The organism is Bacteroidota bacterium (genome assembly GCA_023957335.1).
GTDB lineage: Bacteria > Bacteroidota > Bacteroidia > NS11-12g > UBA955 > JALOAG01.
Genome location: JAMLHC010000001.1, coordinates 62,196 through 84,986, shown reverse-complemented (window position 1 = coordinate 84,986; position 22,791 = coordinate 62,196). Strand labels below are relative to the sequence as shown.

At 37.2% G+C, this 22,791-nt stretch carries 21 protein-coding genes; 7 read left to right on the top strand and 14 right to left on the bottom strand.

All coding sequences use genetic code 11. The annotated features are described in order from the left end of the window. Positions 1-35: 35 nt before the first annotated feature. From M9892_00340 to M9892_00330, 3 genes are read left to right on the top strand one after another with little or no spacing between them, the layout of a single operon-like run. The gene (locus tag M9892_00340; protein MCO5252797.1) at positions 36-539 is read left to right on the top strand and encodes a DUF1573 domain-containing protein; all 504 of its coding nucleotides are present in this window, start codon (positions 36-38) and stop codon (positions 537-539) included. Between the two features lie 37 nt (positions 540-576). Beyond that, a complete protein-coding gene (locus M9892_00335; GenBank protein MCO5252796.1) occupies positions 577-1,005 on the top strand; it encodes a DUF1573 domain-containing protein in 429 nt (142 codons plus the stop codon). Between the two features lie 16 nt (positions 1,006-1,021). Then, on the top strand, positions 1,022-1,444 hold the full coding sequence (locus M9892_00330) for a DUF1573 domain-containing protein (GenBank protein ID MCO5252795.1): 423 nt from the start codon (positions 1,022-1,024) through the stop codon (positions 1,442-1,444). 39 nt (positions 1,445-1,483) lie between these two features. On the opposite strand, the gene M9892_00325 is transcribed toward M9892_00330, so the two are convergent. Then, positions 1,484-2,335, bottom strand: coding sequence for a pyridoxal-phosphate dependent enzyme (locus M9892_00325; GenBank protein ID MCO5252794.1), 852 nt, complete (start codon positions 2,333-2,335; stop codon positions 1,484-1,486). Between the two features lie 186 nt (positions 2,336-2,521). Beyond that, a complete protein-coding gene (locus M9892_00320) occupies positions 2,522-2,770 on the bottom strand; it encodes a hypothetical protein (GenBank protein ID MCO5252793.1) in 249 nt (82 codons plus the stop codon). 223 nt (positions 2,771-2,993) lie between these two features. Here M9892_00320 and M9892_00315 point away from each other — a divergent pair, with 223 nt between their 5' ends. Both M9892_00315 and M9892_00310 read left to right on the top strand, forming a co-directional pair. Continuing rightward, complete coding sequence (locus M9892_00315) at positions 2,994-3,755, top strand: hypothetical protein (GenBank protein ID MCO5252792.1); 762 nt, start codon at positions 2,994-2,996, stop codon at positions 3,753-3,755. Beyond that, positions 3,739-4,419 carry a hypothetical protein gene (locus M9892_00310; GenBank protein ID MCO5252791.1) on the top strand — a complete coding sequence of 227 codons (681 nt, stop codon included), beginning with the start codon at positions 3,739-3,741 and terminating at the stop codon, positions 4,417-4,419. The genes M9892_00315 and M9892_00310 overlap by 17 nt, the downstream gene beginning before the upstream one ends. Positions 4,420-4,481: 62 nt before the next feature. Here M9892_00310 and M9892_00305 read toward each other — a convergent pair whose 3' ends face one another. The 10 genes from M9892_00305 to M9892_00260 all read right to left on the bottom strand — a co-directional run bounded on the left by M9892_00305 (position 4,482) and on the right by M9892_00260 (position 18,510). Continuing rightward, a complete protein-coding gene (locus M9892_00305; GenBank protein MCO5252790.1) occupies positions 4,482-6,341 on the bottom strand; it encodes a T9SS type A sorting domain-containing protein in 1,860 nt (619 codons plus the stop codon). A 251-nt stretch (positions 6,342-6,592) separates the two neighbouring features. Beyond that, complete coding sequence (locus tag M9892_00300) at positions 6,593-7,675, bottom strand: glycosyltransferase family 4 protein (GenBank protein ID MCO5252789.1); 1,083 nt, start codon at positions 7,673-7,675, stop codon at positions 6,593-6,595. A gap of 8 nt (positions 7,676-7,683) precedes the next feature. After that, positions 7,684-8,508 carry a 2,3,4,5-tetrahydropyridine-2,6-dicarboxylate N-succinyltransferase gene (locus M9892_00295; protein MCO5252788.1) on the bottom strand — a complete coding sequence of 275 codons (825 nt, stop codon included), beginning with the start codon at positions 8,506-8,508 and terminating at the stop codon, positions 7,684-7,686. A gap of 222 nt (positions 8,509-8,730) precedes the next feature. Beyond that, positions 8,731-10,329 (bottom strand): PKD domain-containing protein, encoded by a 1,599-nt coding sequence (locus M9892_00290; GenBank protein MCO5252787.1) that lies wholly within the window; start codon positions 10,327-10,329, stop codon positions 8,731-8,733. Between the two features lie 23 nt (positions 10,330-10,352). Then, the gene (locus M9892_00285; GenBank protein MCO5252786.1) at positions 10,353-11,366 is read right to left on the bottom strand and encodes a hypothetical protein; all 1,014 of its coding nucleotides are present in this window, start codon (positions 11,364-11,366) and stop codon (positions 10,353-10,355) included. A gap of 26 nt (positions 11,367-11,392) precedes the next feature. Continuing rightward, positions 11,393-13,162, bottom strand: a complete 1,770-nt coding sequence (locus M9892_00280) for a DNRLRE domain-containing protein (protein MCO5252785.1) — start codon at positions 13,160-13,162, stop codon at positions 11,393-11,395. A 374-nt stretch (positions 13,163-13,536) separates the two neighbouring features. Continuing rightward, on the bottom strand, positions 13,537-14,358 hold the full coding sequence (gene panB, locus M9892_00275) for a 3-methyl-2-oxobutanoate hydroxymethyltransferase (GenBank protein ID MCO5252784.1): 822 nt from the start codon (positions 14,356-14,358) through the stop codon (positions 13,537-13,539). A gap of 71 nt (positions 14,359-14,429) precedes the next feature. Further along, the gene (locus tag M9892_00270) at positions 14,430-15,752 is read right to left on the bottom strand and encodes a DUF5103 domain-containing protein (GenBank protein MCO5252783.1); all 1,323 of its coding nucleotides are present in this window, start codon (positions 15,750-15,752) and stop codon (positions 14,430-14,432) included. Further along, a complete protein-coding gene (locus M9892_00265; protein MCO5252782.1) occupies positions 15,745-17,658 on the bottom strand; it encodes an ATP-binding cassette domain-containing protein in 1,914 nt (637 codons plus the stop codon). The genes M9892_00270 and M9892_00265 overlap by 8 nt, the downstream gene beginning before the upstream one ends. Before the next feature lie 45 nt (positions 17,659-17,703). Then, positions 17,704-18,510, bottom strand: a complete 807-nt coding sequence (locus tag M9892_00260) for a M48 family metalloprotease (protein MCO5252781.1) — start codon at positions 18,508-18,510, stop codon at positions 17,704-17,706. A gap of 184 nt (positions 18,511-18,694) precedes the next feature. On the opposite strand from M9892_00260, the gene M9892_00255 reads away from it, so the two are divergent. Beyond that, a complete protein-coding gene (locus M9892_00255) occupies positions 18,695-20,302 on the top strand; it encodes an amidohydrolase (GenBank protein ID MCO5252780.1) in 1,608 nt (535 codons plus the stop codon). Between the two features lie 8 nt (positions 20,303-20,310). Here the strand turns inward: M9892_00255 and M9892_00250 are convergent, their stop codons facing one another. Continuing rightward, entirely contained in the window at positions 20,311-20,994 is a 684-nt protein-coding gene (locus tag M9892_00250; protein MCO5252779.1) for a hypothetical protein, read from the bottom strand. Positions 20,995-20,996: 2 nt separating this feature from the next. Next, positions 20,997-21,656, bottom strand: coding sequence for a fructose-6-phosphate aldolase (gene fsa, locus M9892_00245; protein ID MCO5252778.1), 660 nt, complete (start codon positions 21,654-21,656; stop codon positions 20,997-20,999). A 128-nt stretch (positions 21,657-21,784) separates the two neighbouring features. Here fsa and M9892_00240 point away from each other — a divergent pair, with 128 nt between their 5' ends. Continuing rightward, entirely contained in the window at positions 21,785-22,714 is a 930-nt protein-coding gene (locus tag M9892_00240) for an arginase (protein MCO5252777.1), read from the top strand. The last annotated feature ends 77 nt before the right edge of the window (positions 22,715-22,791 follow it).

Genomic DNA, 22,791 nt, shown 5'->3' with positions numbered 1-22,791 from the left:
AATTTGAAGCAAAGAAATTCTAAAAACACATCATTATGAAAAAAATCTTTTTATCTGTTCTCGTATTATCCGCTATTATATACCAAGTCAATGCTCAAAACATTGTTGCCAAAGGGGGCACGGGTATTTATAATACAACACCTGCAACATGGCAGAATAATTTGACCGAAAGTATGGGCGTATTTGGACCTGAAATTACTTTTGTGAAAACAAAACATAACTTTGGCACTATTAAGCAGAATGTTCCTGCTAAGGTTAAATTTGTGTTTGAAAACACAGGTAATGCTAATCTTGTGATAGTCAAAGCAACAGCAGGTTGTGGTTGTACAACACCGATTTATTCCAAAGAACCAATTGCTCCCGGCAAAAAATCAGAAATTGAAGTGGAATACAATGCAAAAGCATTGGGCAGTTTTGTGAAAGATGTTACGGTGGAAACTAATGCAGGCTCTGTAAAACTTGTGATTACAGGTGTGGTAGAGGCCGAAGTTTCTGATAATAACAATTCAACAGAAATCAAAATACCTTCTAAAAAATAAACTTATCTAACTAAATTCAAATTTTAATACAACACAAATGAAAAAAATTATTCTATCTACACTAATGTTCTGCTTTGCAGCAGTTTCATCCTATGCCGATGGCATTAACGAGCCTCCTACTTCTGAGGACTCTGTTAAATTTGAAACCTTAATTCATGATTTTGGTGAAGTACAAGCTAACTCTCAAGCACGTTATGAGTTCTTTTTTACAAATAACTCAGACAGACCCCTTGAAATTAAAAGCGTGAGAGCAAGTTGTGGCTGTACTGCGCCTTCTTATTCCAAGGAGCCCGTTGCGCCAAAGAAAAAAGGTTCAGTAGTGGCAGTTTATTCTGCACCTTCCAAAGGTCAAAATTTTGTTAAAACTATCACAGTTGAAACTTCACATGGAACATTCCGTTTGACTATCAAAGGTACAGTTGTAGAGACTGAACAACAGCCACAGACACCCGTTAGAGTTAACTAAACCATTCAGTCGGAATATGTTTAAAATATTTCAACCAAAAAACCTTTGGGCTGTAGGCTCAAAGGTTTTTTTTCTTTTTACGTTTTTACTTGTATTGCATAGCGTGGCAAGTGCGGTCAATGGCGACACGCTGAAATTTGATTTTCCTCGAGATACACTCGATATCGGGAGTGTAAACGAAGGCGAGATTGCACATTTTTCTTTTACTATCAAAAACCACTACGAAACCATTGTACACATAAATCAAATTTATCCTACTTGTGGCTGCACCAAAACGGATGTTGATACTTTCTTTCTTTATCCTGAAGAAAGCAAACTGTTGAGTTTTAATTTTGATTCCAATGGTAGGGCAGGGCTCAATTACAGACTCATAAGAGTCTTTACGGAAAAGGGGCTGTTTGATGTCTATTTTAAGGTCTATGTTGTACCTAAAGAGTAATTCTTATAGGTTCAATGTGCTATAAATAAATCCGTGAATTTATAAAGACCACCAACCGGTAAGTCCACCGGTATGAACAAAAATTATTTTTTCGCCTTCTTTAAAGGTGTTATTTTTCACTAAATCCAATAAACCCATCCACGCCTTTGTGGTATATACAGGGTCAAATAATATCCCGGTTTGTCTAAATTCATTTTGAGCTACGTCAATATGTTCATGATCGAATTTGCCAAAGCCCTTGCCGGCATATTCAAAACTGAATGTTAAATTGTTGGCAGCAAGTTCTGAGAGTGATTTGTCTTTTACACAAGCTAATGCCCAAACTTTGGATTGATTATTATTTTGTTTGAAAAGAGCGTCTGCAATGCCTTTAGCAGAAGTACCGGTGCCTGCAGCCAGTACGTAGTGGTCGGCTGACATATTGGGTTCTTGTAGAAATTCTTCAAACCCGAATCTGCCCGGTAGCCCGCCACCTCCTTCAGGTATGTATAAATAGCCATCGTGCTTTCCGAACAACGATTCAAAACAAGTCTCCTTGTCTCGATAACTTTCTCTGTTCACATAGAATAGTTCCATGCCAAAAAGTTTACAGTGCTTCAAAACTAAGTTGTCAGGTTGCTCATCTCCTCTGACTATACCAATGCTCTTGTATCCGAATATAGTGGCAGCATAAGCACTGGCAATTAAATGGTTGGAATAGGCTCCGCCAAATGTAACAAGGGTGTGTGACTGTTTTTCTTGTGCAACTTTTAACCACCCTTTTAGTTTGCGCAGCTTGTTGCCAGATACAAAAGCATGTATCAAATCGTCACGTTTGACATAGACAGATATTCCCTTTTGCGAGAAATCTTGTCTTTCTATTTTTTGAAGTGGTGAAGGAAGGTTAAACATAGCATTCTAGTGGTTAAGACCTCGTTTTCTTATCTTTCATAATTTTGAATGTTGTATGATGTACTTTTTGTGTTATTGCAAATGAAAGCATCGCAAAGGTGTTCCGCTCCGGTTTTGCCTGAATTTCTTTCTGGAGTGATTCGTGAGATTTTCTTCATTTCTTTTGTGTCTTTATTAATAGGACTACTAAGTATAGACCCATAAATAGGTACTACTTTGTTTAAGGGAAAGTCGATTATTTTCTCCTATACTTCGGTTTTGATAAAGCCCCTTATTATTAGTGTCTAAGATAATAGCTTGATTAGAATTTGTGAGCTTAATCCCCGATTTAGTAAGGTCTTCTAAATGTTTATTAATTAAATCTGCATTCAGATATAAGGTCAGATGGGTTGGTAGTACTAACTCGGGGTTAGAGTGACTATCGTTTGCGTCCATTGCTAAGTTTTGGTATTGTTTTTGGTTTTGAAGTTTACATAAATCAATAATGAGTAAAAAAAACAAAAGTGCGACTATATGTAATCTCATTGTTGATTCAATAAAGACAAATAATATGCGTTATTATACATGGACAAAGTTAAGGTGGGAAATTTCAAAACGGACACATTTGTTTTTAATTAAATTTGCCGACCATAATTCCTCCCTACATCTGAATAATAGAATGACAAAGTACAATATTCTGCATAGTCTGCGCTTTTGCTATATGCTTCTTTTCGTGTTTATTTTTTCTTTTTCAAACGCCAATGCACAATGGGAAGATAATTCATCTTCGGATTCTACTCAAGTTGATTCTGCAGAGAGTAGTGATTGGGGGGATAGTTTTGATGCCGGATATGCTGATGAAGAAACTGTTGATGCAGGCACTCCACCAAAACCTTTAATTAAATATGAAAGAATTGACTTCATTCCGGTGGATACCTTAACAAAACTGGTTACATATACAGCAATTCATGATGTTGAAAGCACTTGTGAATATTGCACCGCAGATTCACTCTACTTCAGAATAAAAAAATACTTGTTGACAAAATACGGAGATGGGAAAAAACTTCCCAAAGGATGGGTTATAGAAGATATTACCAATCAAAGAATTATTATGAAAGTAAGACTTCCTTTGATGATTCATCCTAATGCACACAATTTTACACAGGTTGGTGAATATGAATTCAAGTTTCAACTATGGATAAGAGATTATGCCTACAAATATAAATTTACGCATATTGTTCATTATGACCCTGTTACAAACGGAAAGCCGGGGCAATTTACTTCGGTTTATCTGGAATATTATTTAAAAAATAAGACTAAAGTCAAATATACGGATATGATTCTCAAGGGGATAGATACAGATATGAAAGCTCTCATTGATGATATCATCAGAATAATGAAAGATCCAGTTACTGTCGATATAGATGAAGAAGATTTTTAAACCCTTCTCTTTATTATCTCTTAGGCTTTTAAAATACCTTCCATGTCTTATTATTATTCTCTGTTCCTCTGCTTTCGCAGACAATAATTTTCCAGATTCAATTAACTACTACCTTAAAAACAATAAGGGAGTGCTTGTAGGTGGTTTTCACAACAGAAACAGCTTTCTGGGTACTATTCCTGTCAAAGTATATGGAGCCAGAGTGGGGTTGGACTATGGAAAGAAAGTCAGCGTTTTTGTGGGATATTATACAACTTACAAAGTGGTTGACAGGCGACAGATAAAAGAAGTAAAACTCGGGGTGTATGATACCATTGTCAGGTCAACCAACCTTTCCTACATTAGTTTTGGAGGAGATTATGTCTTTCATAGATTTAAAAAATGGGATTTTGATATTCCCTTGATGATTGGGTTTGGTGTTGGTAACAGAAAAACTACAATTAATCAAAAGCAGGAACCCAACGAACTACTTTTTGTGCTACCTATAGAAATGGGTATAAGAGCACAATATAATATTACCTACTGGCTCAGTATTGATGCCAGTACCGGATTGCGTGTTTCGCCTTTCAACTCGTATGAATTTACAAGTTCTTTTTATTCGTTAGGTCTGAATATCAGATTAGGGACGATATATAGAAATATTAACCGTTCACTAAACCGGTAATAATCACAAAAACTTATTTTCGTTAAATAAGATAGACTCTGATCCGATTGTTTTGAATCTTATTATTCGGACTTAATGATTTTGAAAGAATAAGAGAATTGATTGTTCGCTACTCTCACAAAGTATATACCTGGTTTATAAGAGGACATATCTGCTTTTAGAATGGAATTATTTGTAAAATCTGCCACAAGATTTGAAGTCTTTCCGGTTGCGTCTGTTATCATTACCAAAAAGTCAGTGCTTGACTCTGGGAGTTCAATAGTCAATTCATTTTCAACTTGATTGGGATATAATCGTATGTCTTGATAAGTAATGCTATTGTCAAGCATGATTATTCCGACTTGTTTCTCAGTACCATTTCTGTCGGTTTGGGTAAGTTTATAATAAGTTACTCCCTGTTGAAGATTGTTATCCAAAAATTCGTATTGAACCTGTGAATGACTGTTTCCTTCGGATTGTATCTGTGTGAGTTCAAACCATTCAACGCCATTTGTTGACTTGTAGAGTGTAAAATGGTCATTATTTACTTCTTCAACCGTTGTCCATTGAACAAGCCCTTCATGAAGGTTTATTTTTTTTGCACTAAAAGAGAGCAACTCAATAGGCAATGGAGTTAGTTTGAAATTTAGAGTACCCAGCGTGAAGTAACTATTGTTGCTGATAGCAGTTACACCGGAAAATTTATATTTGCGTCCTCCAAGTGATGTAGCCCCGGTTATTGTAGTTGCATTCGAAAAATCTCCATCATTGTCAATCATCAATACTAAATCATTTGGGTCAATGGGACCTGGGTGGTTACTTAAATCCCAAATGATATCGATTGCGCCAACATCCACAGCAGATCCTGAAGTATTTACTTCATTTACTCTCCATGTTCTTCCTATACGTTCTTTTACACTGGTAGGCATAGAGTATAGATTGGAAGAAAGCAAATCATCATTGTTATGTCCCCAAATCAAAAACTCATCATTGTTGAGGTCTTGCGGATTGTTGATTCTGACAAAACTGGTACCTTGTGCATCATCATGAAAATCGCTTGCAGAAACTCTGCCAATACCGGCTACTTCATACGCAAATTTCCCATTGAGGGGCAATCCTTGCACATACAAGCTGTTTGTGGATAATGGAAGTGCATATTTGGCAGCTAAGTAATTGTCCACAATAATTCTCTCTGTTTCATTTAGTTCTTTATTAAAAACAATGACTTCTGCTATATTACCATTCCAACATTCATTTGCCTGCATCCCAATTGTGATATTTGCCCAAGATTTAAGTGTGCCGTCAAAAGAGGTGGTGTTATTTGAGAATGCACTATTTACATATTGGTCGATTTTATTGCTTCTATAAATGTTATTGGCAATGAAGAAAGTATTACTTGATATTACAGTTCCTAATGCAATATCTCTTGAAGTTCCATTAGATTGGATGCCACGCCCCCAAATTTTTGCAGTAGATTGATCTACCCACATACCGATTGATTTGTCACCGGGTGCTGCCGGGTTGGCAACAAGTGAAGGTCTGCCTTGGAGAATACCCGGATTAGGGGAGGCTAAACTTGAAAAGGAGCCTACTACCCAAATAGAAGCATTGTTTGCAGTCGTAACTCCGGCAGATTCCAAAAAAGAACCTTTGGAGGCAGTCCATTTAATAGCCGGAAGACCATTTATGATATTGGTATAATAATGAGGTCTTTTTGTTGCAATGGTTTGATTTGCATGAATTCCATTGCCTGACATGTCTTGCCATCTGGTAACACTGTCGTTGTTGCCTGCTGTGTTAATGCCTGCATCTTTATAAACTCCCTGGTCGGCTCTCAGCCATAAAACATTTGAACTGGAGTTGCCCACGCCTGCTGGTCCGGTTTGGGTAAATGCATTTGTGAAGGAGAGAAGAGCGAAAGTGAGAACTAGATTTTTTATCAAGTTTCCCAAAAAAACTTTAAAATGATTGTTTTGCATTGTATGCGAGTTTTTTATTAGTGTTGCTAAAAGCGCGGCAAAAATAGTGTGTTTTTAATATAGTCGCTTATTTTAACGTATTTTTTTTTAAAATAGCAGTTGTCTTGATTTGAAACAAGTCGGTTAATTTGCACATAAGAGTTTGAAATATAGTGTTTTGGATAAAAAAATAAATACAGGACTATGAAAGATTTTACAATACAATCTCTTATGTGTTATGATGTTAGTTCATCATAAACGGAAAAAAGTTGCTGATTGGTATGTTCGGGAGAAAATTTTGGTAAAATCTGTGCTTTAACACAACTATTAGGTTCTTTATTATGTGTGAAATCCATCAATTCTTGCTCTAAGCTGCCTTCGGATTTGAGTGAAAAATATTGAGCAGTATTTTCTGCAATTTCTCTAAAAACAGGAATGTCATGCAAAATTAATGGTATGCCGAGTTGCATGGCTTCAATAAGCGGAATGCCAAAGCCTTCATACGCAGAAGGATAGACAAAAGCATCCGCATGTTTGAGCCACCAATATTTTTGCACATCACTGATATTGGTTAGAATTTTTACGTCTGATTGTAATTTGTTTGATGCAACAAATTGTTGCACTTCTTTCAAAGTATTACCCTCTGCCCCTGCCAATACTAACATTCTGTTACTCTTGTCCTTGATGTTTGCAAAGGCTTTGAGTAAAGGAATATGATTTTTTCTTTCTTGAAAAGAACTTAGATAGAAGAAATAAGGAGATTCGAGCGGTGAGTCGCTTCTGATATGTGACGGGATTTCCGGTCCTGTTTGATAAACAATGCGAATCTTATGTGCCGGAACATGCATCAACTCCTGAATGTCATTTGCCGTCTGATGACTTGTTGCAATGATGATATCACTGTTTGTACAAGCATGTTTGAGCTTTTTTGTATAAAAATACCTGTCTATAGATTTGTATGTCTCCGGCATTCTGAGCCAAATCAAATCGTGGATGGTACAAACATATTTGACAGATTTACTTAGTTTGAACGGTATCTCGTTGCTTAATCCATGATAAATATCCAAATTATTTTGCACTATTTCTTTGTTAATTCCGTACGAACGCCATAATGCTTTAAAAGGCGTGGAAGGCTTAATAACAGCAGTGTTTACAGGATTTGGACGAAAGAGGGTAGTCTCTTTGGGTGTAAATAAGAAATATTGGTTTGCAGGGTATTGTTTAGTCAAATTACTGACTAAATTTCTGCCATACACACCTAAACCCGTGTGATTATTAAAAATACGTTTTGCATCAAAACCGATTTTGAGTGTTTTCATATTGTAATTTAGACAGCCACTTCGTTATCTCTCAATGCATTGTTAAGAGAAGTTTTCTTGTCTGTGCTCTCTTTTCTTTGACCTATAATAAGTGCGCAAGGCACATGGAATTTGCCTGCGTTAAAATCTTTTTCATAAGAACCGGGTATGACCACCGAGCGAGGAGGGACATAGCCAATGTATGTTTTTACCTCTTTTTGAGTTATATCTAAAATTTTAGTTGATTGTGTTAGGGTTACTCCTGCGCCCAAAACAGCTTCTTCCCCAATTCTCACGCCCTCAACTACTATGCAGCGCGAACCAATAAAGGCATTGTCTTCAATAATTACAGGAGATGCTTGAACGGGTTCTAATACGCCTCCAATACCTACGCCTCCACTCAAATGCACATTTTTCCCAATCTGAGCGCAAGACCCCACCGTTGCCCATGTGTCCACCATAGTTCCACTATCGACATACGCACCAATATTGACATAAGAAGGCATCATAATTACGCCCGGTGCAACAAAACTTCCATAACGAGCAATCCCGTGAGGAACAACGCGTACACCCAGCTTTTCAAAATTCTTTTTAAGTGGAATTTTATCATAAAATTCCATGACCCCTGCATGCAAGGTTTCCATTTTTTTAGTAGGGAAGTACAAAATCACGGCTTTTTTAACCCATTCATTTACTTGCCATCCATTTGCTGTGTTACTGCTTGGTTCAGCTACTCTAATCTTGCCTTCATCCAGCATTGCAATGATTTCTTCAATCGTGTTTAAGGTTTCTTTGTCTTGCAACAATGCTCTGTTTCCCCAAGCAGCCTCTATAATTTCTTGTTGTTTTTGCATCTATCTTAATTTACATGCAAAATAGCATGGTTTATTACTCATTACAAAATCGAATCCTCAAAGCTTTGGTTCTGATGGGTATAAGAAACCTGATAGTTGTAGTTTGAAGCGTTTGCGCTAATTATTACATAACTTTTTTAGGTGTCATTACTGCTTTACCAATCTAATGGTGGCTTGTTTTAAACCGAGCTTAATGGTTAAAAAGTAAATGCGAGATTGATTTTAATTTTTCACCAGTCTTATCGTTGCCTTTTTATCTCTCGAATTAATTATCAATAAATAGACACCAGACTGAACATCCAAATTCAGTTCAAACATTTTGGTGTTTATATATGTTGATTGTCTAATCAATTTGCCGTTTACGTCCATTAAACTAACATTAAACTCAGACAAAGCTTCTCCCAAATCAATTTTCACCATGTCATCAGTTGGGTTTGGATAAACAATTATGTCATTACTAAATGTATTTTCCAAAATTCCAACCGTTGTAATCGAATAACAAATGGAGGTGTCAGCACAGTTATTTTGAGAAACTCTAACCGCATAATTCCCGTTAGCTGTTGCTGTAAAACTCTGGTTTGTTTCATTTGCTAATGGAGAGAAACCATTATCGCAATCCAACCATTGATAATTTACTCCACTTGCATTGGCTGTTAACATATTCCCATCTCTTGTAACTTCGTTGCTGGGACTATGATTAATTGTAGCCATAATCATTAGTAAACTGTCGCAACCCCATTGGTTTGGAATGGTGTCATAGTATGTTCCGCTCGTGATAAAGGTGTAATTTCCGCTTGGTGATGTGTAACTGTTGCAAGCTGTAACTGAAAACGAATGAGATGTACTTCCTATAACAAATAGAGATGTTTGATAGGTATTGTCTGCACCCGTAAGCGTATCCGTAATCGTTAAGCTGACCAAATAGTGGCCTATCGTGTTATAAATGTGAGTCGGATTAGCAGTTGTATCCGTTGTTCCATCACCAAAATCCCAAAAATAAGTATCTCCATCAACGCTTAAATTGGTAAATTGAACGATGGTCGAATCGCAACTTGCTTGTGGTGTGTAAGCGAAATTTGCAATGGGCAATGAAACTTTTTCTACAGAATCTGTCACAACAACACTCCATTGTTGCAAAGTGTCTTTAAACTGAAAATGAACTTGGTGCCTTCCTTTTGATATGTGGGTCATGTCCAGATTATCCATCACATTTACTTGCTGATTAGCGACAACAGGCGTGTAAACAGCATTTGCAAAATTATTGTCAAACCAATAACGATAGCCTACAACATAATTTTGCACCACAGTTTGCTGTGATGTTTTATAGAAAAAACTTCTTGCCACACTGCTCCAAATATTCAAATTATCTTTAAAACGGATATTGAGTGTATGAATTCCGTTTGCAACTGAAGCCATTGAAATTAATTCGTTAATATTGATTTGTTGTTGTGCGGGTGTGCTTACGGTAACGGCATTCCCAAAATCGTTGTCTAACCAATATTGATAGGCTGTAACTTGTGGATTTGGATTGTTGCTGATTGGCGAAGTTTTATAAAAAAAACTACTTGATACACTGCTGTAAACGCCATTCTTATCAAACGAACGAAAATTTAACGTATGGATTCCTGAAGCTAATCCGCTTGTTGATACCAACTGATTGACCGTTAATTGCTGTTTTGGTACAGCAACAGTCGTAGTCGTTTTTCCCGCATAATCATTATCAAACCAATATTCGTAACCATTAATTTCATTTTGGGCAAGGCTTACAAAACTCATGAGAGTAAGCATACTGGTTAAAATTGAAAATGCTATCTTTTTCATATTCATTGTTTTAAGGTGTTCCATTAATTTCCTTGAGATTCCACCTGAATTTGTATTTGTAAATCTCCGTTTGTGTCGGTTGTGGGAGCAATATTTTTCATTTGAATATGCGGATTGCTTGGTACGGCTCCTTCTTTGTAAGGGAAAGTTCCACCATAAATACCTACTTCTGTTCCATCTGTTCCGAGATAGGTTATTGGATTTTTAAGGTGGTAGTTATGAGCATAATTAAATCCATTACCTGTTTGATTGATAAAGATATCAGCTTGCGGTATATTTACATAGTTGTTAAGTGCGGTATAGGTAGTACCGTAAGATGGGGTAGCATTTACAAAAACATTGTTTTGAAAAACATTGCCATTTCCGCCCCATTTAGTACTGCTGTGTACGATAATGTTGTTATTAAACGTATTATTGTCTCCACTTCCAAAATTACAATCTCCCCACCAACAAGTTGAAGTGAGAATAATATTATTTTGAATAATATGTCCGTTAGTGGAAGCAGCAAAATAGCCAAAGATATTGTTAGCTACTAGCGCATTTATACCATTTTCTAAATAAATTATACCACTGATAACATTATTGATGATGGAAATATTTTGTGAGGAGTTTGATGAGCCTGTTACAGAGAAGTTGTTCATACGGCAAAAACGAACGATAACATTATTAACCGCTTGATTGACTGAAAAATTTAAGTCTCCATTAATATCTACACCTTGTATCATTATATTATCGGCATTGCCAGATAACACAACATTTCCCAGAATAAATGATTTACTCGTTGCCATCGTTGAATCCACATAATGCCCTGCCCCAAAAATCAATAATTGTTTGTCAAACGCAGATGGAGGTGTAAAACTTCCTCCTGAAAGATAGAGTGTGTCGCCATTTTGAGCAGCAGTGTAAGCTGTGTTTAGGGCATTTACACCTTTAAAAATTTGTGTTCCGTTTGTGGAATGTAATGCAATAGTTTGTGCATTAACAGTCATTGTTGTTGCTATCGCAATTATCAATGTAAAAAGTTGTTTTCTTTTCATGTTTTTATTTTTATGATTGCTAATCGTTAATTTTTCATCAGTCTTATCGTTGCCTTTTTATTTCCCGAATTAATTGTCAATAAATAGATGCCGGACTGAACATCTAAATTCAGTTCAAACATTTTGGTGTTGTTGTAGGTTGATTGTCTAATTAATTTGCCGTTTCCATCTATTATACTAACATTAAACTCAGACAAGGCTTCCCCTAAATCAATTTTCACCATACCTTCAGTTGGGTTTGGATAAACAGTGATGTCTGTGCCCAGATTGTTTTCTAAAATTCCAAGGCTTGATACCGAATAACAAGCTGACGTATCTACACATACCCCTTGTGTTATTTCAACAGCATAATTACCATTTTGAGTTGCTGTAAAGGATTGATTTGTTTCTCCCTGCATTTCTGTATAGCCATTATCGCAATCCAGCCATTGATAGGTTGCTCCCGATTGGTTAGCAGTAAGTATATTGTTGTTTTGAGTAAGTGATTGATCAATCCTGCACTGGTTCTCATTGAAAAGAGCTTCAATTTCACTTTGGGTTAAAACACGTTTGTAAATTCTGATATCGTCAATAATCCCATTATAATAGTAATCAATTTGCCCTGCAGGATTAGGAGAAGCCCCTATGGTTGTTGCTGTCATTTGATTAGGCCAGCAAAAACCATTGTGTGAATCAACCAGTGAGCCGTTAATGTATGATTTTATCGTATTGTCACTCGTGTTTAATGTTACTGTAAGGTGTTGCCAAGTATTCAGGTTGACTGTTTGTGAATCAAAGAAAGTGGAGTTAACACAAGTATTAATGTTTGAACTCGTAGATAATCTCAATGGATTGGTATTCATAAAATATTTGTAATCCCAACTTGAAGAAGAACGGTCTCCAATGATACTACCATCAGTTGATGTGAATGGATTAATCCAAACTGATATGGAGTATGATGTGGGAGTATTGGGTAATATACTATTTGCTATTTCGATAAGATTGTCTATTCCATTAAAACTATAAGCACTATTTGGATTTCCAAATCGGTCGGCTACCAGCGTAGCTCCATTAACAGTACCGTCATTCCCGTTCCCACTTTCATCATTGGCATTTCCATTAAAGGGATAATGTGCTGATAAGCTATCGGAAAGAGTCGGTTGATTTTCAGGATTAAAATAAATTTTTAAATAAGGTCTGTTTGCCGGAATTGTATCATCAGAGCTATACGCAGCAAACATTGCACAACCATTGTTGCAGCCTACCGTTGTAGAGTATATGGCAAAACCATGGTATGCAACTGTGCCATTTTTCCACTGATTATACATTGTCGTAATATCATACTCTCTAACTCCATAATTATTAGGTACTGATATATTAATAGGACCATAAAACGAAGCGCCATAAGTAGGCATATTACTGTAATTTACGACTGTTTCGTCCCACGGCTGATTGATTGCAGCAAAATAAAAGTCTGCTACACAATTGCTCCAGCAAATAGTATGTTGTTTGTGTGTAAATCCGACAAAAACCGAGTCAACAATAGTTGGAAGATACGTCAAATCAAACTGAATAAACGTACGCATCTGGGTGTTGTTACAGTTACTTATTGGAAGTGTGAATAATACACTGTCTTCTGCAAAATTTTGAGAAGGAATGTATTCGTTTGTATAAACATCTTTTCCTCCGCTTATACCACCTTGGTCTGTTCCGTCATTTAATCCCGGTCCCGGTTGAAAAATTAGAATACTGTCTGTTTGAGCGTTTGTTGAAGTAATAAAAGATAGCGTAAGTACAATTAAAAGTATTTTATTCATGGTTTGAATTTTAAGGCAAAATTAGAATGGGAAAACAATATTTGTTGTGATTTTGATCATGAACGGTTATGATTTATATCATTATTATTGAGTTATAATATGCATGTGTGTATCCAATCAGAGTGATTATTCTGCAACTATGTATTGACAAAACTTTGCAGCTGTGATGTTTTTTTTGAGTTGTTGTCGGAATAATACTCCAAGCGAAAAGGAGAAACAGTCTTGTAGGGATACTTACACATTGCTATATTTTTGCTAAACTAAATCCTAAGCAAGTGTGCTTTCGGGACAATGATTGATAGGGGCGTTTTTATATTATTGAATGTATTATAGCAGATGAGGAATGATGACAAAGGAAGCATAGAGGAAATCAATCAATACTGTTCTTTTTTGTTGGGGAAATCCTTAGATTTAACATCTGTGATATAATGTTGAATAGCTCCGGTTATTGTGTCATACAAGTTAAGGTAGCGTCTGAGAAAACGGGGGCTAAACTCTTTGTTAATACCTAGCATATCGTGCAAGACCAAGACTTGGCCGTCTATTCCACCTCCTGCACCAATTCCAATAACAGGAATGTCAATGGACTTGGCAACTCTAACAGCTAATTTATTAGGAATTTTTTCTAAAACTATTGCAAAGCAGCCCGCATCTTGTAATGCACGCGCATCACTCAATAATTTTTCTGCTTCTGCTTCTGCTTTGGCGCGTACTGCATAAGTTCCAAATTTATAAATAGATTGAGGTGTCAAGCCCAAATGTCCCATCACTGGGATGCCTGCGGTAAGGATTCGTTTGATAGATTCTACGATTTCTTCTCCACCTTCAATTTTTACCGCATGTCCTCCTGATTCTTTCATTATTCTGATTGCACTATTGAGTGCCTCTTTGGAGTTTCCTTGATATGAACCGAAAGGTAAATCTACCACAACCAGAGCCCGTTTCACACCTCTAATAACAGAAGATGCGTGATAAATCATTTGGTCTAATGTAATAGGAAGTGTTGTTTCATGTCCGGCCATTACGTTAGAGGCAGAGTCTCCAACAAGGATTACGTCTATTCCTGCTTCATCCACTATGCGTGCTAATGAATAATCGTAAGCAGTTAGCATTGAAATGGGTTCTCCTACTTGTTTCATTTCCTGAAGGGTGTGCGTGGTTACACGTTTGGCTTCTTTGCCTGGATGATGGCTCATACTCTTGGATTATTTGCTGCGAAGGTAAGATTTCCCTTGTATAAAAAGTAAGCGGCACAAAAATGTATTATTCACTTTTGCTTTCCTGAGGAAGATAGTTGGGTGTACCCGATTAATTCATCATATCTCAGAAATTGATTCTTATGATAAATTAGGATAGTGTAGGTGTTTTCTGTTTGGTAATAATTACCTTCGGTAAGCGATAAATTGATAGTTTCAGATGCGTTAGCAGAGGGAGTAACGTACCAATAAGAATAATATCCCTGCTTGAGTGTAGCTTCGCAATAGTATAGGTTTTTGCTTTTGTCGTAAACCAGTTTGTAGTCGTCTTTCAGTTCCCAGTTAGTTAATTCGCCAAAAATATAGAGAGGTGTGTTCAACTCCCCGCCCGGGTTGATATAATAAAACTTTACCTGAACGTAGTCTGAGCTAATATTTGGGTCTCTACCGCTACCGTCTTTATTGTCAAGTACGATTTTGCCATTATAGTCCAAGTATTCAAGGTAGGGGTCTGTCGCACGTGTCTTTTCCTTATATAATTCTGCCACAGGACGATTGTATTCGTCTATATATTTTCTTTGTACACTTGGGCTCATTGTGCGCAGGCTGCGAATATCAAAATACCTAAACTCATTTGCGCCCCAAAAGTTGTTTTCAGCATTATAGTTGTAATCCAAGACACCGTTATTTACAAATCTGGGTTTTAATCCGTAGATGGCAGTAGTCCAATTTGTGTTTTGGAGTATGACAGCATTGATGTCTGTCATTGGGTTGGGAATTTCATAATTGTCGTATTTGACCGTAAAATCAATTTCTTGTTTTTTCATACGATATTCTACTTCACTTGAACGTTCAACAATTGCATCAATATTGGCAATGTCGTTAACTACCATAAAGCGTTGTGTCAAAATGATGTCGTTTTCATCATAATTGCGATACACCACAAGCAAATAGTTTCCCGAAAGCTTAAGGCGCATGTTCTCTGTTGGAAATGTTAAGGAATAACTTGTGTATTGAAAATAAGTGTTTTGAGAAAATCCGTAATTGTCAATATTTTCTGACTGTGCTCCGTCTATATAGTCAAAAGTATGCAGTTCAGAAGGAGTCCAATTTGCGCTGCAATGGATGTATTTGTATTGATAATAGTCATTTTCCGGACGTAATTCATCAAACCTCAGTGTTAAAGCGCCAATGGGATTTGACATACTTACTAAAGGAATCCTTTCTTCAGTACCCGTCTTTTGCAGAATAACGGTCATGATTGCTTCTTCGTACGTTTTGTTTTTATATTCCAAAGGCAGCTTAGCTGATTGAACTTTTGAACAACATACAATGAGAGTGAGCAATAACAGCGTGTATTTCATGGTCGGGTTTGTCAGTTCAAAGTTATTCAAATTTCAGCAATGACTCGAATCGCTTTTCATATTCTTGTTCCGCATTGTTTATCTCGGTTTCAATTTTGTTGTACAATCGAGATTTCGCAAGCATCTCATCTTCATGAATCAGATTTTCGGGTTTGCTTAACCATAACTCAATTTCAGCCTTTTTTATTTTCAATTTTTCCAACTCGGATTCATGAAAAGCCAATTCTTTTTCCAGCTTTTTACGCTCATTTAGCAAGTTCTTTGCCGTTATATCATCCTGAGGAGGAGTTGGCGATTCTTTTTCCTTGGGTTGTTTTTTTTCGGTTTTGCTTGTTTCTTCTTTTATATTCTCTTTCCAATAGCTGTATTCGGCATAATCTCCGAGGTATTCTTTGAGTTTATGGTCTTCTATCCACCATATTTTGGTAGCAACCCGGGATATAAAATGTCTATCGTGAGAAACATAGATTACTGTTCCTGTATAGTTGTTCAATGCCTGCACCAAGATGTCTGTTGATTGCATGTCAAGGTGGTTAGTGGGTTCGTCCAATAATAGAAAGTTTGCTTCTTGAACCAGACATTTGGCAAGAGCGACACGTGCTTTTTCTCCTCCGGACAAGATTTTTATTTTCTTGAAAACATCATCGCCCGAAAACAAGAAACAGCCTAAAACGGTTCGCAATTCCATTTCGGTTTTGGTAGTTCCCATACTGTCCAACTCTTTTAGTATTTCATTATCTACATTGAGTGCTTCCAACTGGTGTTGCGCATAAAATGATTTGATAACCTGATATCCGGTTTCAATCTCGCCTTCGTATGATTCTTCGCCCGCAAGTATTTTCAGAAGCGTAGTTTTTCCTTTGCCGTTCGCGCCTATGAGGGCAATTTTGTCGCCACGTTGAATCTCTCCATCAATTTGATTTAGGATGAGATTGCTGTTATAAGATTTGCTCAGGTTGTGAAACTTCTTGAGTACTTTTCCTGATTTGTGTTTGACTTTAAAGTCAAGGTTTATTTTGCTGTCAGGGTTGTCAATGGATTCAATCCGCTCAAGTTTGTCCAGCATTTTAACCCTGCTTTGGGCTTGTGTGGATTTTGACGCTTTGGCTTTAAAACGTTCAATGAATCGTTCCTGTTGTCTAATAAATTGCTGCTGGTTTTCGTATTGTCTTTGCTGTAATTCTTCGCGCTCTGATTTTGACTTTAGAAAGAACGAATAGTTGCCGGGATACAAATAAAACTTACCATAAGCAATTTCGGCAATCTGATTGACCATTCTGTCCAGAAAATATCTGTCGTGCGACACAACCACAACAGCGCCTTTATAGTTGCGCAAATACTCTTCAAGCCATTCGATAGATGGCAAGTCAAGGTGGTTGGTAGGTTCGTCCAAGAGTAGCAAACGCGGTTGTCTTAACAAGATTTTTGCTAACAAAACTCTCATTCGCCACCCACCTGAAAATTCGCTAAAAGGTCGGTGCAAATCTTGGGTTTCAAAACCTAATCCTTCTAATACTTCCTCTGTTTTGTGTTTGATATTATATCCGTCCAAACTTTCGAACCTGTGTTGAACATCCCCTAGTTTAGTAAGTAATTCTTCGCTTGTGTCAGTTTCTAAAAGCTTGTAAAGCTGATGTAATTCTTCTTCCATCTTCAGCACGTCAGCAAATGCTTCCAAAGCCACTTCATAGATAGACTGCGAATATTCCAGAGACAATAAATCTTGGTTTAGAAATCCGATAGTGCAATCATTGCTTCTGTTCAGAATCCCTTCTGAGGGAGTATAATCTCCTGAAATGATGCGTAATAATGTGGATTTACCTGCGCCATTGGGTCCGACTAAGCCTATTCGCTGTCCTTCAAAAATCTGCCAGTTAACGTCTTTGTATAGGTATCTGCCTCCGAAATGGAAACCTATATCTTGTAATGAAATCAATTTTGGTATTGTTTTTAACTATATTAAATGAAATGGAGCAAAATCTTATGGCAGTGCATTTTTAAATTGCTGATATCTTTCAACAAATCGTTGTCCTTCTTTGCCGCCAAGGGTTTCCCATTCTTTTGTAATATTTTCAACCCTATTTTCAGGATTAGGATGTGTACTCAAAAATTGAGGTCCACCTGAATTTCCGTTTGCCAAAAGTTTTTCAAAAAATCGGGCAGCACCTCTGGCATCATAATCGGTTGGGTAAAGGTAAATGACGGAGTATTTATCCGCTTCTCTTTCGGCATCCCTGCTATATTGAAGCTCTTTTAATTCGACAGCAACTCGTGCCAAAGCACCTTTGTCTTGTCCAAAAACGATATCAAGTAATAATTGAATGCCATACTGTCTCGTCATTGCATTAGTGGAATGTCTGCGGTCTGCATGTGCAATCTCATGTCCCATGACTCCGGCAAGCTCGTCTTCTGATTCAAGATATTTTATCAAACCTGTATAAACATAAATGTATCCGCCCGGAGTGCAAAAGGCATTAAGAGTGCTGTCATCATTGATGATGTGGGTTTCCCATGCAAATTTATCTTTATACTGAACCTGTCCACTATTGAGAATATTGTCAGTTATTCGTTGTAAATGGGCATAAGCAGCCGAATATTTGTTAGGATCTAACAGAGGGTATTCTTGAGGGTTGGCTGCAATTTCTTCTGACACTTGTTTGCCTAACTCAATATCGTCATTTAGTGAAAAAATATTTATTTTTTTGTCTTTACAAGATTGAACTGATATTGTTGTTGTAAACAATACCACGGCTAAAGGTAGTGTGTATCTTAAAAATGTTCTTTTCATTCAAAATGTATTTGAAGGTGCAAAGGTAAGTTTTACTCAAGAATTCTTCACGATTTTGCTCAATTTTATATCTTCAATTTTAATAGAAAAAGAAAATTTGAAATTCTTGAAAGATTAAAAATATTCCTATTTATTTGCTCTGTCAATCTAGTCCATTATGAAAAACTGCTTGTTTATATCTTTCATGATTGTCTTGTTTTCTTGCACCAAAAAGCAGGAAGTTGATATTGTTATTTATAATGGGAGCATTCATTTGATGAATCCCGGACTTCAAGTTACCGAAGCAATAGTTTTGCACAAAGGTGTTGTGATTGATTATGGTTCAGACAAGGTAATTCTGAAAAAGTATAATGCAAAATCATTAATTAACGCAAAAAATCGAGACATCTATCCCGGATTTCATGACTGCCACGGACATCTGTTAAGTCTTGCCAAGCTAATGATGACAGTAGATTTGACCGGTACACGTTCTTATTATGAATTAATTGCCAGGTTGGAGAAATATCAATCCAAAACCAACTCCGAAATCATTATTGGTCGTGGTTGGGACCAAAGTTTGTGGGGGGAGGGAGATATGCCTGATAACGCCCGCTTGAACGAGTCTTATCTCACTACCCCTGTTGCGTTGACAAGGGTTGATGGACACGCCATGCTGATTAACCAAGCTATGATGGACATGATGGGAATCAATGTTCACAGTAAAATTCAAGGTGGGGCATATTTAAAAAAGAAAGGCAAATTAACCGGTATTATTTTAGATAATGCTGTTGATGAGTTGAATAAACGTTTGCCAAAACCCAATAAACAAGAATTACGCGCTAAGTTTTTTGAAATTCAAGAATTGTTTCTTGCTTTTGGGTTGACTCATGTTCATGATGCAGGTTTGGATGATAGTGCTCGAGATTTTTTTATAGAATTGGCTAATGAAAACAAACTGAAAATCAATATCTATGGTATGTTATTTCCAACTCCGGGTAATATTGCTTTTGCCAAGGAACATGGAACTTATGTGAACGGGCATTTGACCATAAGGAGTTTTAAGATGATTGCAGATGGCGCCTTAGGCTCCAGAGGGGCGTGTTTGCTTGAACCATATAGTGATGATTTGTCAAATTATGGATTGATGGTTACTCCATTCGATAGTTTGAAAGCTACATTTCAAATTGCCAAGGAACTTGGATATCAAGCGAATACGCACTGTATAGGAGACTCGGCAAACCGAGTTGTGCTCCGATTGATTCATTCTCTCATAGACGATAAAAAGGACTATCGCTGGAGAATAGAACACGCACAAGTGATTAGTCCGGATGATATGCCATTATTTAAGTCCGCAGGAGTGCTTCCATCTGTACAACCTACACACGCTACCACTGACCAGCGTTGGGCTGAAATGCGTCTGGGCAAAAATCGTATGGAGAATGAAGCATATCGCTATAAATCGCTTTTGAGTACACGAGGTATGATATTGTTTGGAACGGATTTTCCTATTGAAGGTTACAATCCATTTGCAACCATTTTTGCTGCCACCGCAAGGAAAAGTACGGATGATGAACCTCCTGTCGCTTTTATGCCTCATGAAGCAGTGTCGCTGGATACGGCTGTTCTGGCTATGACTGCTTGGGCTGCCTACGGTTGTTTTGTCGACAAAGAATTGGGAACTCTTGAAATTGGTAAAAAAGCCAATTTGGTAATTTTGAACCAGCCTCTCAAAAACTATCCCGAATTTCACAACAACTCATCGTGGATGACCATTATTGATGGGGAGATTGTCTATAAACGACATTTGAATTAAGCACTTGATTAATTTTTCTGAAATACTTCCCATTCTGTCAAATTCCATACAGCCGAAGGTTCAGAAGTCCCTTGCTTATAAAAAACTTTTTTAATTACACCTATATTTTTAACATGGTAAAATCGTGCTTCACCATTGGCAGGATAGCTGAAATTGTCGTGTGTGCAAACCACATTGTCAAAGGTAGTATCTGCCATGTTCATTGATGGGATTATATCTTCAATGGTAAACCATGACCTGGAGCCGTAACGTTTGTTCGCTCCAATTTCTATGGGGAAAAGCATGTAGGTGGAAGATAAAGTTCTTTCCGCCTTTTTCCTGAAAGTCATTTCTCCGGTAAGTAAATCCTGGTTTTTGTCCTCATAAATACCATAAAATTCATAGTTCGATGGATTTGGAATTGAATCTTCCGGATAGTTCATGAGCAACTCCCTTTGTTTGCGGGTAGGGCAACGACTGTCTTTGGGTGTGGTGTCCAATACCTTAGCTTGGATTGCGTATATAGATATGGTGTCAAATTTTCCCGATATTGAATCTTGATAAACCCAATAACTACCGGGTAAGAACTCTGTCCAATCTTTCATTTCCTGTTGAATTTCAACCGTTTCTATATAAGGGCAGTTTTTATTACAAGCAGAAAAAATACACAAGAGGCTAATTGTACAAGCAATGTAAGCAGCCTTGCGCAACATGACTACTTAGCATTTACCTTGTTGTGGTCTTCCATAAATTTGGCAAGACCTATATCTGTCAAGGGGTGGTTCAATAGTCCCAAAATGGAACTTAAAGGACAGGTTACAACATTGGCACCTGCTTCAGCAGATTTGATGATATGCAATGGGTTGCGAATAGATGCAGCCAATATTTGTGTGTGAAAGCCTTGTATTGCATATATTTCAGCGATTTGTTGAATCAATTGGATACCGTCAAAGCTAATGTCATCAAGTCTTCCAATGAAAGGAGAAACATAAGTTGCTCCTGCTTTTGCTGCTAAAATGGCTTGCCCTGCGCTGAAAACAAGTGTGCAGTTGGTTCTGATACCGTGTTTTGTAAAATAACTCATCGCTTTAACACCATCTTTGATCATGGGAACTTTCACTACAATATTCTTGTGAATCTTTGCGAGTTCAAGCCCTTCTTTTACCATTCCTGCAAAATCGGTGGAAATAACTTCTGCACTAATGTCGCCATTCACAATTTCGCAAATGGTTTTGTAGTGTTTTTTTACATTAGCATTGCCTTTGATTCCTTCTTTTGCCATAAGAGAAGGATTGGTGGTTACGCCATCAAGTATGCCGAGTTCGTTTGCTTCTCTGATTTGCTCAAGGTTTGCAGTGTCTAAAAAGAATTTCATAAGTGTCAAAATTTGTGTGTGCAAAGCTATTTTCAGACCATTAGACGGACTTAACAACTTGTAAACAATTCAAATCATTTACGGTGACCGTATTTTAGCTACTTTTGCGGGGTGACATTGATTACTTTATGATAAATAATGAAAAGGTACTAAGTATAATTTCCTGCCCGTCCGAACTGGCAGCAGGTAAAAATGGAAATGCTCAGGGAGTCAAACAATTGATTGAGTTTTTTCAAAATAGTACGCACTTTTCCAAGTCTCATTTTGCGTTTTCCCCGGTTCAGAATAAGATTACTTTCGGCAAATCCTATCCGAATGCTAAGCATATTGAACAAATTCACAACAATTTAGCCGCTGCCTATCATACCATTCGGGATGAAATGCGAGAGGGGAGGTTTTGTTTGAATATTCTCGGTGATCACAGCAATGCCATTGCCTCGGTATCTGTTTTTTCAGATATATATGGAATTGAAAATACCGGCTTAATTTGGATTGATGCCCATGCAGACCTGCATTCGCCCTATACAACACCCTCCGGCAATATTCACGGTATGCCCCTTGCTGCTTTGCTTGGCAAGGATAATAAAGAATCTATGCAAAATGCAGTCAGTGTTGAAACAGCAGCATGGTGGGATAGATTGAAAAATATAGGCTTGGTTGGGAAACGACCAAAACTTTTGTCGCAAAATCTTGTCATTATTGGCTTACGCGATTATGAAAAGCAAGAGATGGAGTTGATTCAACGGGAAAAAATAAAATTTTTCACACCTCAACAAATCAAATCTGATGGGATAGAAATTGTGATACAGCAAGCTTGTGATTATTTACAACATTGTAACCGTCTCTGTTGCTCATTTGATGTGGACTCTATGGATGCGTCATTTGTAAAAGGCACAGGAACTCCGGCTAAGAATGGTATGACACCTCAACAAGCAAAATACATCATAGAATTTATTTTGTCTAATGAAACTTTCAAAGCTTTGGATATCACCGAGTTCAATCCCTCGCTTGATGCGGACAATGAAACTTTTGAATTAGTATCAGGGTTGTTTTCCTGAAGCAAATCTTTAACTTTTAATAATTAATTATCAGCATGTCGCTGTGGGCGCAATGTTTTCTAATCACTTGTCAATTT

What these genes read in the sequence shown, in the direction of transcription:
- M9892_00340 (MCO5252797.1), top strand. Translation starts at nt 36, where the DNA reads ATGAAAAAAATCTTTTTATCTGTTCTCGTATTATCCGCTATTATATAC.
- M9892_00335 (MCO5252796.1), top strand. Translation starts at nt 577, where the DNA reads ATGAAAAAAATTATTCTATCTACACTAATGTTCTGCTTTGCAGCAGTT.
- M9892_00330 (MCO5252795.1), top strand. Translation starts at nt 1,022, where the DNA reads ATGTTTAAAATATTTCAACCAAAAAACCTTTGGGCTGTAGGCTCAAAG.
- M9892_00325 (MCO5252794.1), bottom strand. Translation starts at nt 2,335, where the DNA reads ATGTTTAACCTTCCTTCACCACTTCAAAAAATAGAAAGACAAGATTTC.
- M9892_00320 (MCO5252793.1), bottom strand. Translation starts at nt 2,770, where the DNA reads ATGGACGCAAACGATAGTCACTCTAACCCCGAGTTAGTACTACCAACC.
- M9892_00315 (MCO5252792.1), top strand. Translation starts at nt 2,994, where the DNA reads ATGACAAAGTACAATATTCTGCATAGTCTGCGCTTTTGCTATATGCTT.
- M9892_00310 (MCO5252791.1), top strand. Translation starts at nt 3,739, where the DNA reads ATGAAGAAGATTTTTAAACCCTTCTCTTTATTATCTCTTAGGCTTTTA.
- M9892_00300 (MCO5252789.1), bottom strand. Translation starts at nt 7,675, where the DNA reads ATGAAAACACTCAAAATCGGTTTTGATGCAAAACGTATTTTTAATAAT.
- M9892_00295 (MCO5252788.1), bottom strand. Translation starts at nt 8,508, where the DNA reads ATGCAAAAACAACAAGAAATTATAGAGGCTGCTTGGGGAAACAGAGCA.
- M9892_00290 (MCO5252787.1), bottom strand. Translation starts at nt 10,329, where the DNA reads ATGAAAAAGATAGCATTTTCAATTTTAACCAGTATGCTTACTCTCATG.
- M9892_00285 (MCO5252786.1), bottom strand. Translation starts at nt 11,366, where the DNA reads ATGAAAAGAAAACAACTTTTTACATTGATAATTGCGATAGCAACAACA.
- M9892_00280 (MCO5252785.1), bottom strand. Translation starts at nt 13,162, where the DNA reads ATGAATAAAATACTTTTAATTGTACTTACGCTATCTTTTATTACTTCA.
- panB (MCO5252784.1), bottom strand. Translation starts at nt 14,358, where the DNA reads ATGAGCCATCATCCAGGCAAAGAAGCCAAACGTGTAACCACGCACACC.
- M9892_00260 (MCO5252781.1), bottom strand. Translation starts at nt 18,510, where the DNA reads ATGAAAAGAACATTTTTAAGATACACACTACCTTTAGCCGTGGTATTG.
- M9892_00255 (MCO5252780.1), top strand. Translation starts at nt 18,695, where the DNA reads ATGATTGTCTTGTTTTCTTGCACCAAAAAGCAGGAAGTTGATATTGTT.
- M9892_00250 (MCO5252779.1), bottom strand. Translation starts at nt 20,994, where the DNA reads ATGTTGCGCAAGGCTGCTTACATTGCTTGTACAATTAGCCTCTTGTGT.
- fsa (MCO5252778.1), bottom strand. Translation starts at nt 21,656, where the DNA reads ATGAAATTCTTTTTAGACACTGCAAACCTTGAGCAAATCAGAGAAGCA.
- M9892_00240 (MCO5252777.1), top strand. Translation starts at nt 21,785, where the DNA reads ATGATAAATAATGAAAAGGTACTAAGTATAATTTCCTGCCCGTCCGAA.